Origin of the sequence: Paenibacillus sp. NPDC056933 (assembly GCF_042674385.1) — a bacterium.
Taxonomy (GTDB): Bacteria; Bacillota; Bacilli; order Paenibacillales; family Paenibacillaceae; genus Paenibacillus.
On record NZ_JBHUQN010000001.1, the window covers coordinates 406,522 to 420,741 of the forward strand.

General features: G+C 48.6%; 11 protein-coding genes. 4 read left to right on the top strand and 7 right to left on the bottom strand.

The annotated features are described in order from the left end of the window. Positions 1 to 264: 264 nt before the first annotated feature. Positions 265 to 1,320, bottom strand: a complete 1,056-nt coding sequence (locus tag ACFTRD_RS01710) for a Gfo/Idh/MocA family protein (protein ID WP_379377394.1) — start codon at positions 1,318 to 1,320, stop codon at positions 265 to 267. A gap of 74 nt (positions 1,321 to 1,394) precedes the next feature. Next, positions 1,395 to 2,282, bottom strand: coding sequence for a sugar phosphate isomerase/epimerase family protein (locus tag ACFTRD_RS01715; protein WP_379377396.1), 888 nt, complete (start codon positions 2,280 to 2,282; stop codon positions 1,395 to 1,397). Positions 2,283 to 2,412: 130 nt separating this feature from the next. Here ACFTRD_RS01715 and ACFTRD_RS01720 point away from each other — a divergent pair, with 130 nt between their 5' ends. After that, entirely contained in the window at positions 2,413 to 3,300 is an 888-nt protein-coding gene (locus ACFTRD_RS01720) for a helix-turn-helix transcriptional regulator (protein WP_192264398.1), read from the top strand. Between the two features lie 116 nt (positions 3,301 to 3,416). On the opposite strand, the gene ACFTRD_RS01725 is transcribed toward ACFTRD_RS01720, so the two are convergent. After that, positions 3,417 to 4,100, bottom strand: coding sequence for a serine/threonine protein kinase (locus ACFTRD_RS01725; protein ID WP_192264402.1), 684 nt, complete (start codon positions 4,098 to 4,100; stop codon positions 3,417 to 3,419). 579 nt (positions 4,101 to 4,679) lie between these two features. Between ACFTRD_RS01725 and ACFTRD_RS01730 the strand changes: the two genes are divergently transcribed. Beyond that, a complete protein-coding gene (locus tag ACFTRD_RS01730; protein WP_379377399.1) occupies positions 4,680 to 5,597 on the top strand; it encodes a PD-(D/E)XK nuclease family protein in 918 nt (305 codons plus the stop codon). 157 nt (positions 5,598 to 5,754) lie between these two features. Here the strand turns inward: ACFTRD_RS01730 and ald are convergent, their stop codons facing one another. Continuing rightward, positions 5,755 to 6,888, bottom strand: coding sequence for an alanine dehydrogenase (gene ald, locus ACFTRD_RS01735; protein ID WP_379377401.1), 1,134 nt, complete (start codon positions 6,886 to 6,888; stop codon positions 5,755 to 5,757). A gap of 190 nt (positions 6,889 to 7,078) precedes the next feature. On the opposite strand from ald, the gene ACFTRD_RS01740 reads away from it, so the two are divergent. Then, on the top strand, positions 7,079 to 8,749 hold the full coding sequence (locus tag ACFTRD_RS01740) for a PucR family transcriptional regulator (protein ID WP_379377403.1): 1,671 nt from the start codon (positions 7,079 to 7,081) through the stop codon (positions 8,747 to 8,749). Between the two features lie 55 nt (positions 8,750 to 8,804). On the opposite strand, the gene ACFTRD_RS01745 is transcribed toward ACFTRD_RS01740, so the two are convergent. After that, complete coding sequence (locus ACFTRD_RS01745; protein ID WP_379377405.1) at positions 8,805 to 9,086, bottom strand: hypothetical protein; 282 nt, start codon at positions 9,084 to 9,086, stop codon at positions 8,805 to 8,807. Between the two features lie 348 nt (positions 9,087 to 9,434). Here ACFTRD_RS01745 and ACFTRD_RS01750 point away from each other — a divergent pair, with 348 nt between their 5' ends. Beyond that, positions 9,435 to 11,504 carry an nSTAND1 domain-containing NTPase gene (locus ACFTRD_RS01750; RefSeq protein ID WP_379377407.1) on the top strand — a complete coding sequence of 690 codons (2,070 nt, stop codon included), beginning with the start codon at positions 9,435 to 9,437 and terminating at the stop codon, positions 11,502 to 11,504. Positions 11,505 to 11,812: 308 nt separating this feature from the next. On the opposite strand, the gene ACFTRD_RS01755 is transcribed toward ACFTRD_RS01750, so the two are convergent. After that, complete coding sequence (locus ACFTRD_RS01755) at positions 11,813 to 12,121, bottom strand: hypothetical protein (protein ID WP_379377409.1); 309 nt, start codon at positions 12,119 to 12,121, stop codon at positions 11,813 to 11,815. Positions 12,122 to 12,235: 114 nt separating this feature from the next. Next, positions 12,236 to 13,933 (bottom strand): sigma-54 interaction domain-containing protein, encoded by a 1,698-nt coding sequence (locus ACFTRD_RS01760; RefSeq protein ID WP_379377411.1) that lies wholly within the window; start codon positions 13,931 to 13,933, stop codon positions 12,236 to 12,238. Between the last annotated feature and the right edge of the window lie 287 nt (positions 13,934 to 14,220).

Genomic DNA, 14,220 nt, shown 5'->3' on the forward strand with positions numbered 1-14,220 from the left:
CCGGTTACGAATCGTTCTTTCGATCGCTGTTATCCCCGGATTTCCTGATCGCCTTTTTCAAAGTCGAAATCCGGTGATAAAGGCGAACACTTCGTTTCTTCAGAATCGATTTCGTCCCCTGCACTGCGTTTGATATTTCGCATGACATTTTTTTGCCGACATCATTTCTAGAATAGAAGAGTAAGCAGACAAAAAGCCCAAACTGCTAAAGATTCGCAGTTTGGGCTTTGGTTTATGAGGAGGGCTATTCGGCTCACGGCTTCACTATACAGTCTTAAGCAGATCGGCGATGAACACCTTTTGACCTGTGCGTGCACTTTCAAGGGACGCAAGGACCATGGCCATGCTAAACTGGTTGTCACTGCAATCGGTCTCAGGCAGTTGCCCGGATTCCAGGGCTGCGAACATGTCTTCGAGGCAGCCATGGTGCCCTGTCTTCTCCATCACAGGCTGTTGCCCTTCAATCCGCTCACACGGCTGGAAAAAGGACGGTTTGCCTTCCGCATCCAGATGCTGCGCCGAGACCACTTCAGCATAAATGTCATCATGTCCATCCCAGATCGCGGTTCCTTTTTCTCCGGTTACGCGCCAGGATGCCTCCCATGAAGTAGGCACACCTTCTGTGCACCAGGACCCTCGATAGTCAAACACGGAGCCGTCGGACATTTCAAAAATGCACAACGCCATCGCATTGCCTTTGTACCACGAACCTGGAGGATTGAATTCGTGGCAGTAGACCGAGACCGGATTCGCACCGAGAATATATCGTGCCTGGTCGAAGGTATGTATCGCCATATCCAGGAGCAGTGGACTATCCATCAGGTCACGGAAACCACCGAAATGGGGTCCAAGGAAGAAGTCTGCTCCTGCATAACCGACTTGACCAATGGTTCCTTCCGAGATCAACTGCCGATAAGCGCGAATGCGCGGATCGAAACGACGATTTTGCATCACCGCCTGAATATTGCCCGTACGGCGTGCAGCCTGAACAATATCTTCACAATCAGCGAACGATTCCGCCAGAGGCTTTTCGCCAAATACATGGCAACCCTGTTGTAACGCCGTCATGGCAATTCCATGATGGCTCGCTGGAATGGTGACATCGAATACAATATTGGCATCGGTTGCGCGAATGGCCTCGCTGATATCCGTAAACGTGGGACAGGAGAGGCCATGCCGTGCAGCGAGGGCGACAGCAGTCTGTTCATACAGATCGACAAGCCCTACAATTTCCGTGTCCGGCCTTTGCATGGCGTAATCAACCCAGGTGTTGGACATGGCCCCGCAGCCAGCCACAACCACCCGGTAAGGATGACTCATCTTATCAGCTCCTTATGCTTCTGATTTTCTATGCTCGTGCAATAGATATCATGTACCTCAGTGTTATCCTGTTTCTATACCGGATTAGGAACGAAATCTCCACCACGGCATTGTTTCAAATATCGCAGCGCGTGCACCTGTCCGGTCATTTCGAGTTCATCTTTGTAGACAGGATCATGCCAGCCTTCAATGTCGATCGTTCCCTGATATCCGTTTTGGCGCAGAATCGTAATGATGTCGGACCAGTTGGTATCCCCGAAGCCGGGCGTACGGTGCCAGACAAATTCACGTGGGCCATGAACGCCATATTCCTTGACGATATCCCAGGCAATGGTGGCATCTTTGCCATGCACATGGAACACTTTAGGCGCCCACCTGCGCAGCTGCGGAATCGGGTCGATCAGGCTGGACATTTGATGACATGGCTCCCATTCCAGTCCAATATTTTCATCGGGAACCGCATCGAACATCATCTCCCAGGCCGTCGGATTATGCGCGATATTCCAATCACCCGTCTGCCATGTACCACCCATATCACAATTCTCAAAAGCAATGCGTACACCCCGGTCTGCTGCCCGGCGTGCCAGTTCTCCAAACACTTCCTTGAACCTTGGAATCGATTGGTCAATCGGTTGATCGGTAAGTCGTCCGGTGAACCCGGAGACGATATCTGCTCCGAAGAGCTGGGCGTGGTCAATAGCCCGTTCCCAGCTGGCGAGTGTATCAGCATTATCCCCGGTTCCGGTGAGCGGATTACCAAATACACTTACTGCAGAGATGATAATACCTTGTTCGTCCACGATTTCACGAACACGTTTGGCTGTTTCGGCCAGGTCCAAATCACCAGTCGTTTGCCAGAAGGTCAGATTGAATGATTCAAAGCCATGTTTCATGATCTGTGGGATGACGCGGACTGCGTCGTGCCCACCTACGAGGGTGCCTATGCGTAACGGATTATTCATGGTTGTATTTCACTCCAATATTGGCTTATAGTACTTCGTGACACACTCATTATAGCCGGGCATCTACAGGATGGCTCTATACAATCTTGTGCAATATTAGTCGGATCTTGTGAGGAGGGGGTTAGACGTCGTGCTGGACCTGAAAGCGCTTCACGAAAATACCCGTATTGACCATAAATCGTACCCTTTTCAGTTGTTCCAAAACCGCTGTCGAGAAATGAAGGCGGAAGAATGCATTTTATACTTGCACTGGCATGAACACTTTGAACTGATTGTCATGCGACGGGGCAGTGCACAATTTCATATCGATAGCAGGCCTTATGTGGCTCACGCAGGTGAGGTCATTATTATACCTGGAGGCGCATTACACGTGGGATATGCACTGGAAGATGGAGATGTAGATTATGACTCAATCGTGGTCAATCCTGCCTTATTTCATGATTTTACGCATGATCCCGTTCATTTGAAATATGTGGCACCCTACTTGGAGGGAAGGGTCAGGTTTCCGGTGAAACCGGTGGAGCAGGATATCATTTGCCAAGGCTATTATTCCCTGTTGAACGAAGCCGTGGAAGAGATGGCATTACAGCCACCAGCCTACCAACTCGTTGTAAAATCCAAGCTGCATGCCTTGTTCACGCTGCTTGCCCGAACATTTATGCCACACCAGCTTCCTGACAAAACGACTGGATCGTATTTTCCCAATCGGGAACGATTCAAGCATTTGATTGAGCAGATTGAAGCGGAGCCGACAGGGAAAATGTCGGTTACCGAGGCTGCTGGCCAGGTGGGGCTGAATACGTATCATTTTTGCAAAATGTTCAAAAAACTGACCGGACGTACCTTCGTGGAATATGTGAACGGGTGCCGAATGACGAAAGCGGAACAGCTGCTGCAGGAGAGCAGCCTGACCATTACCGAGATCGCCGCTCGGGTTGGCTGCGAGAATGCCAATTATTTTACGAAGCTGTATAAACAATATAAGGGCATGACCCCTTCCCAAGGGCGACTGAAATAGCAGACTCAGCGTTATCTCTGTACAAACAAAAATCCGGATACTCGCCAATCCCTGGCGTTGATCCGGATTATTTTATGGAGATCAGAACATGAACATGATCTGTTTATGCAAAGGTTTTATTTCATAAATTTCGAGAATAATCGGTTGGCTTTTTTGGAGAGGTCGTCCATTTTGACATTGGCCTGATCAAGCTGATTGTATCCCCATTTGATCGTTTGCAGCATGCGTGGAGATATGGGCGTACCTTTGATCCGTGGATAGATATTGTGATAGGCCCAGACGAGATGCTCCCAGCGATTGTCATTGCCGTCCTGAATGTACTCGGATACGTCGATGACTTTACCGCGTCCGTTCTGGAGAAGTACATTTTTCAGGTGAATGTCCCGTGGATTCAGGCCACGGCTGCGTACAGCTTCGCGAGCTTCGTCCACATCGAGCATCACCTGCTCGGGGACCGGGATTCCTTTTTCCAGACATTCCAGCAAGGTATCCCCGGGTTCAAAACTGATCACAAGAATATTCCGGCCGCTGCCGTAATAGGTGGGGAAATAGGGCAAGCCCTTAAGCTGCTCATATACCTGCTTTTCATTTTCCAATTTGTCCAGGGCATGATCTGAGTACATCTTGAAGGCGTACTGCGGCAAGCCGTCATACGTAAATACTGCCGCATCCGTTCCTGTGCCAATGCAGTTCAGTCCTTCTACATGGCCAATGATGTTCACGAGCTCATTCCGGTCGCTTCCGATGACTTGGATTTGTTGTAATGCTTCTTCCGCCTGGAACCAATCCGGTCGATTCATGGGTGGTGCCTCCTTTTAGGATATGCCTGTACCATATTTTTTAATATAAGATGAACTTATGAAGTTTACACTTGGCTGCTCCGTGTGCAGAATATTCCTTGTAGTTGACGTTCTAACGAACCGAGTAGGTCTTATTGAACGGAGACCTACAGATTTCAAAATTTAACGAGTCGGTACCGCTTTATTGGCCCGTTTTGCACGTTGTACAATCGGAATATAGCTGATAAGCGTGGCTGGAGTTCGTTAGATCTCGCAACGCTGCGTTATCAATGTAATAAGGTGTACTGGATTCTTTAGCGCCGGGACCAACTTTTACCTGCCTCTCCGTTTTAGTGTAAGTGGTAAGGTTCATCTTATATCAAAGCAAAATCCTGTACTCTATTTAGTATATTATGCGTTCTGATGTGTAATTTCATCTTTTGGTGATGTTACTATATAAACGTTACGGATTGAATCGGAAACGGTTGCGGTCAGAAGAAAATAACGGAAGGGTGCTTGCAGCGTTTTTGTCCTTTCCTATATACTGTGAGCATTAAGGGATCTCATGCAGATCCGGCATACAGAAAGGCAGAATATCTTATGGCACAATACCCGCAGTGGTCTTATTCGCAGTCGCGGGCGAGTATGTTCGATGAGTGCCTGCGCAAATATTATTATCATTATTATGGAGCCCATAACGGCTGGAAGGCAGAGTCGGCTGATGAGATGCAGATACGTCTGTATCGGTTGAAACAGCTCAGTAATCTATACCTTGTATTCGGTGACCTCGCCCACCGGATGTGTGAATCTGCGGTTCGCAGCAGGGAAGAAGGTAAAGATAAACCGCGTGAGCACTTTCTGGAACAGACGATGCGCAAGCTGCTCAATCAGGCGTATGTGGAGTCCATGGACCAGGATCAGTGGCGGCTGGACCCCAAGAACCGGGTGATGTTGTCTGAGATGTATTACGGGGATGACACGTTGAATGACCGAATAGCGACGATCAAAGAGCGAGCTTCGGCCTGTGTCGGTAACCTGTATCAGACGCTCACGTGGGAGGAACTGTCCCGCGCGAGTACGGATATTTTGGAGATTGAGAAATGGGATACCATGATGCTGCACGATACGCGCGTGTATGTGAAGATGGACTTGTTATATCGTCGCAGCAACGGCAATATCGTTATAGTGGACTGGAAGACAGGCAAGGAGGATGATTTCTCGGATCAGTTGATGCTGTACGCATCCTATGTGAGGGAGCATTATCGGGTTCCGCTGGAGCAGATTGAGCTGCGGGTGGAGTATCTGTTAACCGGAACACACCGAGAGTTTACTGCAACGGAAGAGGATATCCTGAAGGTGGAGGAGAACGTGGGGCGGTATATTGTTGAGATGCGCTCCTGTGTGGATGATGAGTATTACAATCGTCCCAAGGACGTCTCCTATTTCACGCCAATGCCTTCGCGCCGTGCTTGCCGGGACTGTAATTTCCGCGAGGTGTGCAGTGAGCGTGCTGTGTAGGGAGCTGAAGTAACTGAACAAATAAGTCTTTAAGGGCGATTTCATATGTGTAAATAAAACAAGAAGCGCCAGCCTGGACAGGATCTGCCCGGACTGGCGCTTCTATACGTTCCACAGGCCGGGCAACAAGGCGCCGAGTGGAACGGTCATCCAAAGATCATTGGACCGAGGCGGTATTCTCCAGCGCCTGTCCTGCGGGAACATAGGCATGCCCGAGATCCCGGGCAACCGCCTCATAGGTGATATGTCCATTCAGCACGTTCACCGCGCTGCGAATGGACGCACTGCCGCGAATCGCGGCCGCTGCACCGTGGTTCGCCAGCTGCAGCGCATAAGGCATCGTGGCGTTGGTCAGCGCCACCGTAGACGTGCGCGGCACGGCGCCTGGCATGTTCGCTACCGCGTAATGCACAACACCATGCTTCACGTAGGTTGGTTCATCGTGGGTCGTGATATGATCAATGGTCTCCACAATTCCGCCCTGATCAATCGCCACATCCACAATGACCGAACCGGGTGCCATGGTGGTGACCATCTGCTCGCTGACCAAGGTTGGCGCCTTGGCGCCCGGAATCAGCACCGCACAGATCAGCAGGTCGGCCGCCGCAACAGCCGCCGCAATATTGGATGGACTTGATACCAGGGTATGAATCTGATTACCAAAAATATCATCCAGCTGGCGCAGACGATTCAGATTCAAATCGAGGATGGTCACATCCGCACCCAGACCAATCGCAATTTTGGCGGCATTTGTGCCCACCGTGCCACCACCAATAACCACAACCTTGCCACGGCTTACGCCGGGTACTCCGGATAACAGAATGCCTTTGCCACCTTCCGTTTTCTCCAGCAGCTGCGCTCCAATCTGAGCCGACATGCGTCCGGCTACTTCACTCATCGGGGTGAGCAGAGGCAGCGTGCCGTTGACCTCCAGTGTCTCATACGCAATAGCGGTTACCCGGCTTTCAATCAGTGCCTTCGCCAATGCAGGCTCCGCTGCGAGGTGCAGGTAAGTGAAGAGAATCAAGCCGGGACGAAAATAGGCGTATTCGCTGGCAAGAGGTTCTTTGACCTTGATAATCAGTTCTGCGTCTGCCCAAACCGATGAAGCGGTATCCCGAAGCTCTGCGCCGGCTGACTGATATTCCCTGTCTGTGAATCCACTGCCGAGCCCGGCGCCTTGTTCAATCATCACCTGATGACCGGCTCTGACAAAATCAGCAGCTCCGGCCGGGGTCATTGCTACACGATTTTCATTGTTTTTGATTTCTTTCGGAATTCCGATTCTCATCGCCATGCACCTCGTCCATTTAATGGTTGTTAGCTTATACTACAAGTTTATGACTTGGATAATGGTTTTGCACCTTACTTCATGTCTATCTTTTATGAATTTGAATCAACAAAATGTCGAGAAAAGACTATTCAGGACATTTGTCCATGGCTTATAATGTAAGAAAAAATGACACTACGAGGGATCGATATTGAGAAATGACCGTGTTTTTACGATAAAGGATATCTTGGCTCGCCCCGTCTTTGCCAAAGCGCGTCTTGCTGCTGGGAAAGAGGGGACATCCCGTCAGGTTGGCTGGGTCCATGTGTTGGAGATTACCAATGTTTCTCCATTTGTAAGTCCCCATGATCTTATTTTATCCACAGGACTATGGCTTCAATCGGAGGAAGGGCGTGAAGAATATCTGCTCCAGTTAATTCGGAGCGAAGCGGCGGGGTTATGCGTGGAGTTTGGCACGAGCATTCATGGCATTCCTGAAGAATTGATTGAACTGGCTGACAGGCATCAATTTCCGCTTATCGTGTTTGAGCAGCCGGTCCGTTTCGTTGAGATTACGCAAGATATTCACGCTTTGCTGATTAATCATCAACACCAGCTGCTGAAGAGCCTGGAAACCTATTCGCGTCAGCTTCAGCAGCGAACATTACAGAGTACAGACATATCGGCTCTGCTTCACCTTTTGCATGAATACGCGGCCAAGCCGGTTGTGTATATCTCGTCCATGGAACCGGGCAGTTTCGTGCCAGAGCTGACTTCGGAGACACAGCAAGCGATCTACACATGGTATGAACAGGAGGTGGAGCATCTGGATCTCAATGATTCGGACACCGAGTTGTGGTTCCATCTGGACGAGGAACAGGTGTTGCTGTGTCACCCGGTCGTATGTTTTGGTCAGGTTTTTTCCGCTGTCGGCATGATTGTGCATCCTACAGCGCCCGTCGAGTATCTCAAATTGTTACTCGATTATACAGCGAAGGCAGCAGCTGCACTGACTCTGCGTTCCCAGTTTCTGGAGGAGAAGATGGTGCGCAACCAGAATGAGCTGATTCAGGATCTGATGAACGGCAACATTCTTCATGAGGAGCAGGCTCAGACCCGAATGGGACTCCGTTTGCTGGTCAAGGGACAGTACTGGTTTGCAGGCGGGGTTATTGAGATGGAGCACCGTCTGAAGGGAATTGGCCGTGAGCGAATGGAATCCAACCATCAGGATATTCTGGTTCTGCTGCGTTCCTTGCTCAAAAAGAATAATCTGTCCAGTCTCATCATGCTGAAAAACAATCAGGTATATGTATGCTGTGCCAAGGAAGAGAGCAAGACATCCACGCGAAATCAACTGGTCAAATTGTTAGAAGGCATTCTTGGTGATGTAAAGAGATTTGCGAATCGCAACCTGAAGCAGGTTGTGATTCATGCCGGATTTGGCAAAATTCGCAACCGCTTGACAGGCATGCCTGATAGTCTCCGGGAAGCTTATCAGGTGATTGAAGTTTCACGCTCCGTAGATCGGCTGGAACATATTCATTTTTACGAACGTATGGGTATATATCAAATGTTAAAAGCATTGCCCCAATCGTTTCTTCAGCCCTTTGTCAATGACCATTTGGGCGTTTTGATTGAGCATGATCGGACCCATCATCTAAGGTTGGTGGAGACATTGGATGTCTTTTTGCAAAACTTCGGCTCCAAGCGGGATGCTGCTGCGCAATTGTTCATACATCGGCAAACCTTGTACAATAGATTGGAAAAGTTGGCAGAATTAATGGGACCTGATTTTATGGATCAGGAGAGAAGAATCTGTCTGGAGATGGCACTTCTTGCTCATGCCATGATCGAGGATGAACAGGATTTTTCATCTTGATGGACCAGGTTGGAAAGACAATCCAGACTGTGCATCATTGTATGATCTGCACAGTCTAGCAATTTTTACTGATGCGACGAGCGTGACGTAAAGCGGTCGGTAATATGGTTTTGCCAAGATCCGGGCGGCGCCCGTGATACAGCTTGGGTTGACCGGAAGAGGGAGCAAGCGACAATGAGGTGGGAGTGACCAAACGATATGGTGAAGAGCCTCGTTCCGGAAGATTTTCCGTTTCCATTGTTTTGGATAATACTCCGCTTTGTAACCATTCATCAAGCCGCTCTCGGTTGATTCCTAGTTGTCCGCTCAGATTATAAATATCGAGATTTTTTATCACACATATCCGCCTTTCCTGGAATATCGGGGCTGTATTGGTTATGAAAGGGAAGCATGAAGTTCGAAATGGATAGATGCTCATGGACTTCAGCAATTTGCATCACGCAAAATGCCCAATGGATGGGTGTGCCCGATCGGCGGAATAATCGATTGCGTTCAACAGTGGCGTGTGAAAGGTGTGTGTAAACCGGTTAAAGGTTAGTACACCGCTGTTTTGTGCATTTTCTATAATTTGGATTTTAACTAGATTTTATCACTTCATATGCAACTGTGCGTCTCAATATAGTCTCATTTTTGTGGAGAAAATAAAGGTTGTGGAACGTACCAGTATCTAGTACGGAGGACGCTGATGGGAAACAGTAGTGAAGTTCAATACGATAGATATTATGGTCATGGAAAACGATTCATAGGTCGAGTCAAGGAACTAATGGAGCTGGACCGATGGTTCAGCAATCCGGAAGCTCCTTTAACCATTTTTTCAGTTACGGGTATGGGTGGGATTGGTAAATCCTCCTTGTTGTCCGAGATGTTGTCCGTTGCCCGAAACCAGGGGGCGACCGCCATATGGATGGATGGCAGATCATGCGGCTCGACACCGTCGGTCTTTCTGGAGTATTTGTCCTCTACATTGGGCCTGGAGACTATGGGTACTGATAGTAGGACTCGGTCCTTGAGTCTTCTGAGTCAGACTTCGGGACAGAGACGGCTGGTCCTTGCTGTGGATAACTATGAGGAACTGGCACTTCTGGAAAGTTGGTTCATGGAAGTGTTCGTATCCAAGCTTCCGTTATGCGGTGTACTCATCATTCTGGCTTCAAGACCGGAGCTCGCTTCAGCGTGGCGAACACATCCAAGGTTGCGGCAGCGCCTTGTAAAGATGCCTCTTCCACATTTTACGGTTGAAGAAGTGTCCGAATATATTGCGGTAGCAGGATCACTGAACAAGGGCATGGCAGGGACGATTGCACGTATGACGGATGGACACCCGCTGGGACTGGCGCTTGCCGTTGAAGCTGCAGACCAGCGCAGGCATATTCCTCTTTCCGAGTGGACCGAATTATCACAGATGATTAGCGCCAGGCTTCTGCTTGAATTGACGCTTCCCCGTCTGCATCCGATGGTAGAGGTATTAACGTTGCTGGAAACAGCCAATCAGGAATTGTTGGCATCCGTGCTGCAGACCGAGGTGACGCTTGAAGAATACAACGTCCTGAGACGCATGTCGTTCATTCGTTCCGGACCCAATGGGCTGGCGCTGCATGACATGGCCAGATTGCATCTGCTCCGGGATTTTCGGCAACGTGAACCACAGCGATTGCAAGCCATGCGGTTGCGAATTGCGGGGGTGCTCAAGCCGCTCCATGAACAAGCAGATCCGCATGAGCGACGTCAGATAACCAGGAAAATGCTCCTTTTGTGTCAGGAATCCATGCTCCAGCACCGGAAATATGCTGACGTGTCGGCAGATTCACTGTTCTCTCCATTGGAAGTGATGAGAGCGGAGGACTTGCCATCATTGCAGAAATTGCTCCAACAATGGTGTGAGTATAGCGTTGAGCCTTGGCAGGCGCCTTCTTATCCCGCCTTTTTGGATGAACTTGCACATCGGTATCCTGAGGGGATCGTATTGATGCGTGACAAGGATGGCGAGCCGATTGCGATGTTCATTACAGTGCTTGTGCACCGGGAGAGCAGTGGGATGCTTTCCAACTATTTTCCGACCGAAATGCAGGAGTGTTTCACACCGGAGGAGCTGAACTGCGATCCAGACCAGACGGATACTCATTTTGCAGTATTGGCGGCGGCAAGGGATGATGTGCCAGGCTACAAACGTGAAGAACTGGTAGGTTATATGTCGCTGGATCGCTTGTCGCTCTTGGGAGAAGGGGCAAGAGTTATATTGGTCGCAACCAATCCGCATCTCAAGCTATTTTTGCAGAGCATTGGGTTCCGGATCAGAAGAACACGAACTCGCTTGTGTGACGTGTATGCAGATCAGGCGGATGTACTGGATCTGGATTTGCGCAGTGGACAATTCGGTGACTGGGTGATGTCCTTGCTGGATCCGGATGCAAAAGCCAGTGGGGTACCGCAGAGGGCATCGGGTGTGGATCGGTTACCTTGGTCCGAGCGTGATGTGCGCAAATTGTTGACTCATCTGCACTCTCCCGGAGAATTACATGAGTATGCAGCACGAGTAAGTAATATGGCGGATGGACTTCAATTACAGATGCATGTGCTGGACTTGCTGGAGGGGCGGGTTCACGGTATTTCTCAGCAGGATCAGATGCTGTTATATGCAGCCTATTGGACACATGCTGGCAATCCAACTGCCGCAGCACAGGCTTGCTCGATGAGTCGGGCTACGTTCTATCGACATCTGCGAACGGCTTTGAACCGGTTGGCGCGAGTTCTGTAACCTGTCAGAAAGAATAATACGGACCCATGAAAATAAGCATCATTGGAATAACCAAAAAACACACAGTAACCGGCCAATAGAGCCAGTCCTGCGTGTTTTTTTGATGGAATCAATCTCGATCAGATGACTATGAGATCCAGGGTTCTTGAAGCTGATTGGGTAGTGGAATAGAAGGACAAACAGCTAAAGAGTTCATGATTAAGACTAGAGTCCAGAAATTCGCCAAAGAGGCATTTAATATAGAGGTAGAACCCAAAATTGTTTTGACGCATTATACGAAGACACCCAAGTGAAAAAATGTTTATTACTTACTTTATCCTAAATTCAACCCATTCCTTATTAATTGGGTCTTGAATAAACAACCTTACACCATTTTCACTTTCCGCTTTAAATATTTCTAAGTTGCTTTCTACTCCATCGTCCGCATCAGTTTTTTCATTTGTTGAAATGAGAGAATCATCAACAGGAACATCTGTTTTGTAAAATTCATACTTCTTGCCTTCAAAATTAATCCAGGATGTTGGGTCGTCTCCTTTAGGTGGATTATTTGCAGAATGATTTGAACAGCCACTCAAGAGGAGCATGACAATAAAAAGAAATGCAAATTTATTATTCATTGATTTCACCTCATCATTTCATAAATTTTCCAGTGAAATGATCAAAGTACACGAGCCAGTTATTCCGCTTAACCATTCTCTGTATCATTCATTATAACGAGAAGAAGAGGCTGGTCATAGACCGAGCCTCTTCATGCGGTTATAGAGCGTTGCTCTGGAGATGCCAAGCTGCCGGGCGAGCGTTCTTTTGTTGCCTCCGGCGGCTTTCAGATATTGCAGCAGGAGTTCTGACTCATAGGAATCAAGCTGTTCCTGATAGGACCCGGGGGATATCTCGGCAGATTTGATCTGGGGGTCTCCGTCACGGAGAGTAACGGGCTCTTCCAATCCTTTAGCGTTTGCGGCCGATCCTGATTTCAACTCATACGGGGAATGGAGCTGTACCGTCTCGTCCAATACGGTTGGTACATGCCCGTTGTCTGAGATGAAGGTATCCGGCAGATATTCAGGCTTGACCTCACCGTCCGTGGTGAGAATGGTGATTCGCTCAATCACATTTCTTAATTCCCGCACGTTGCCTGGCCAGCCATAGTTGAATAACAGCTTGAATACCTCGGGCGGAATCAATTCAATATGACGGTTGTACAGCAAGGAAAACTCTTGCAGGAACGTCTGAGTCAACTCGTAAATATCTTCCTTGCGCATCCGCAGGGGAGGAATAACCAGATTAATGACATTCAGTCGATAGTAGAGATCCTCCCGGAACTGATTTTGGGAGATCATGCTTAGCAGATTCTGATTGGTGGCTGCGATAATCCGGCAACTTGCGTGTTTCATGCGTGTTCCGCCAACAGGGAAGTAACTCTTCTCCTGCAATACACGAAGCAGCTTCACCTGAAGCTCCAGCGGCATTTCACCTATTTCGTCCAAAAAGAGTGTGCCGCCTTCGGCAAGTTCGATTTTTCCCTTTTTCCCCTTGGGATCAGCTCCTGAGAATGCGCCCTTCTCATAACCAAATAACTCACTCTCAAATAATGAAGCAGGAATGGCCCCGCAATTAATGGCGATAAACGGTGCTGTCTGCGGTTCACGAAGGTCGTGAATGGCTTTGGCAAATAGCTCTTTGCCTGTTCCGCTCTCGCCAAGAATGAGCACGGTAGCTGAAGTGGTACTGATTTTGCGAATGGTGTCCAGACATTGTTTCATCACCAGGCTACTGCCCTTGATTCTGGCAAAAGGGTCAGAATCCGGACGCAGACGGGCAACGGCCTTCTCCAGATGCTGGACTTTGGATGTCATATGTAATAACTCCTGATGCAAGCGGATTTCGGTTGTTATGTCCACTTCAGCGGCAACCGCGCCTACAATGCGTCCATCCAGGTGCACCGGACGTGCATTGATCAGAGCAAAAAGATCGGGTCTTGGTTGGTGCTGCTTTCGGTATACCGTTTCGCCGGTATATAGCGTTTTGAGCGATTGGAGGCGATCTGGCGGAAAGAAGTCTGCTGCCGGTTTTCCGATGATATCTTTTTTGTTAATGGAAAAAACATGCTCCGCACCCGATGTCCAGTAGGTTACCTTGGCTTCTTCATTGATCAGTGTCAGAGCCGAACCTGCCGTTTCCAGCGTTGTCTCGAAATAAGCTTCCATAAGGCGATGGGCGTACATAATGGCTTGAAGAACATCGGTTACAGCAATATATCCCAATGTGGGTCCCTCATCCTGTATCAACAAATAGGGACTTGTGTTGAACAGGGGGACAGCCTCTTCCAATTTTGTAGAGGAAGGAATGATCGTCAAAGAGAGGTCTGAATCCAGGGTACTCATATCTGTGCGTAATAAAGACATCAAATCTGGAAGTAAATGTTTCATCGGTATCACCTCAGTTAGAGCATAACTTTTGGGAACTACACCTGTTAAATAGCTGCATGGAAGTTATCTGCGAAAAGATGGAGTGGGACACATGCTGATTATTCATATTATAGCTTTCCAAATGAAGTGTGTATATATTTTTTGACATGGAGCGTACATCTCATAGCCGTAGAAGATAGCAATATGGATGTATTCAAAATAGAACACGCTTTCAAATTTATAGTTTAGTCATAACAGTTAAATATAGAATGAGAATTGGGATATGTGGTTGGTTATTTGTTATTAAA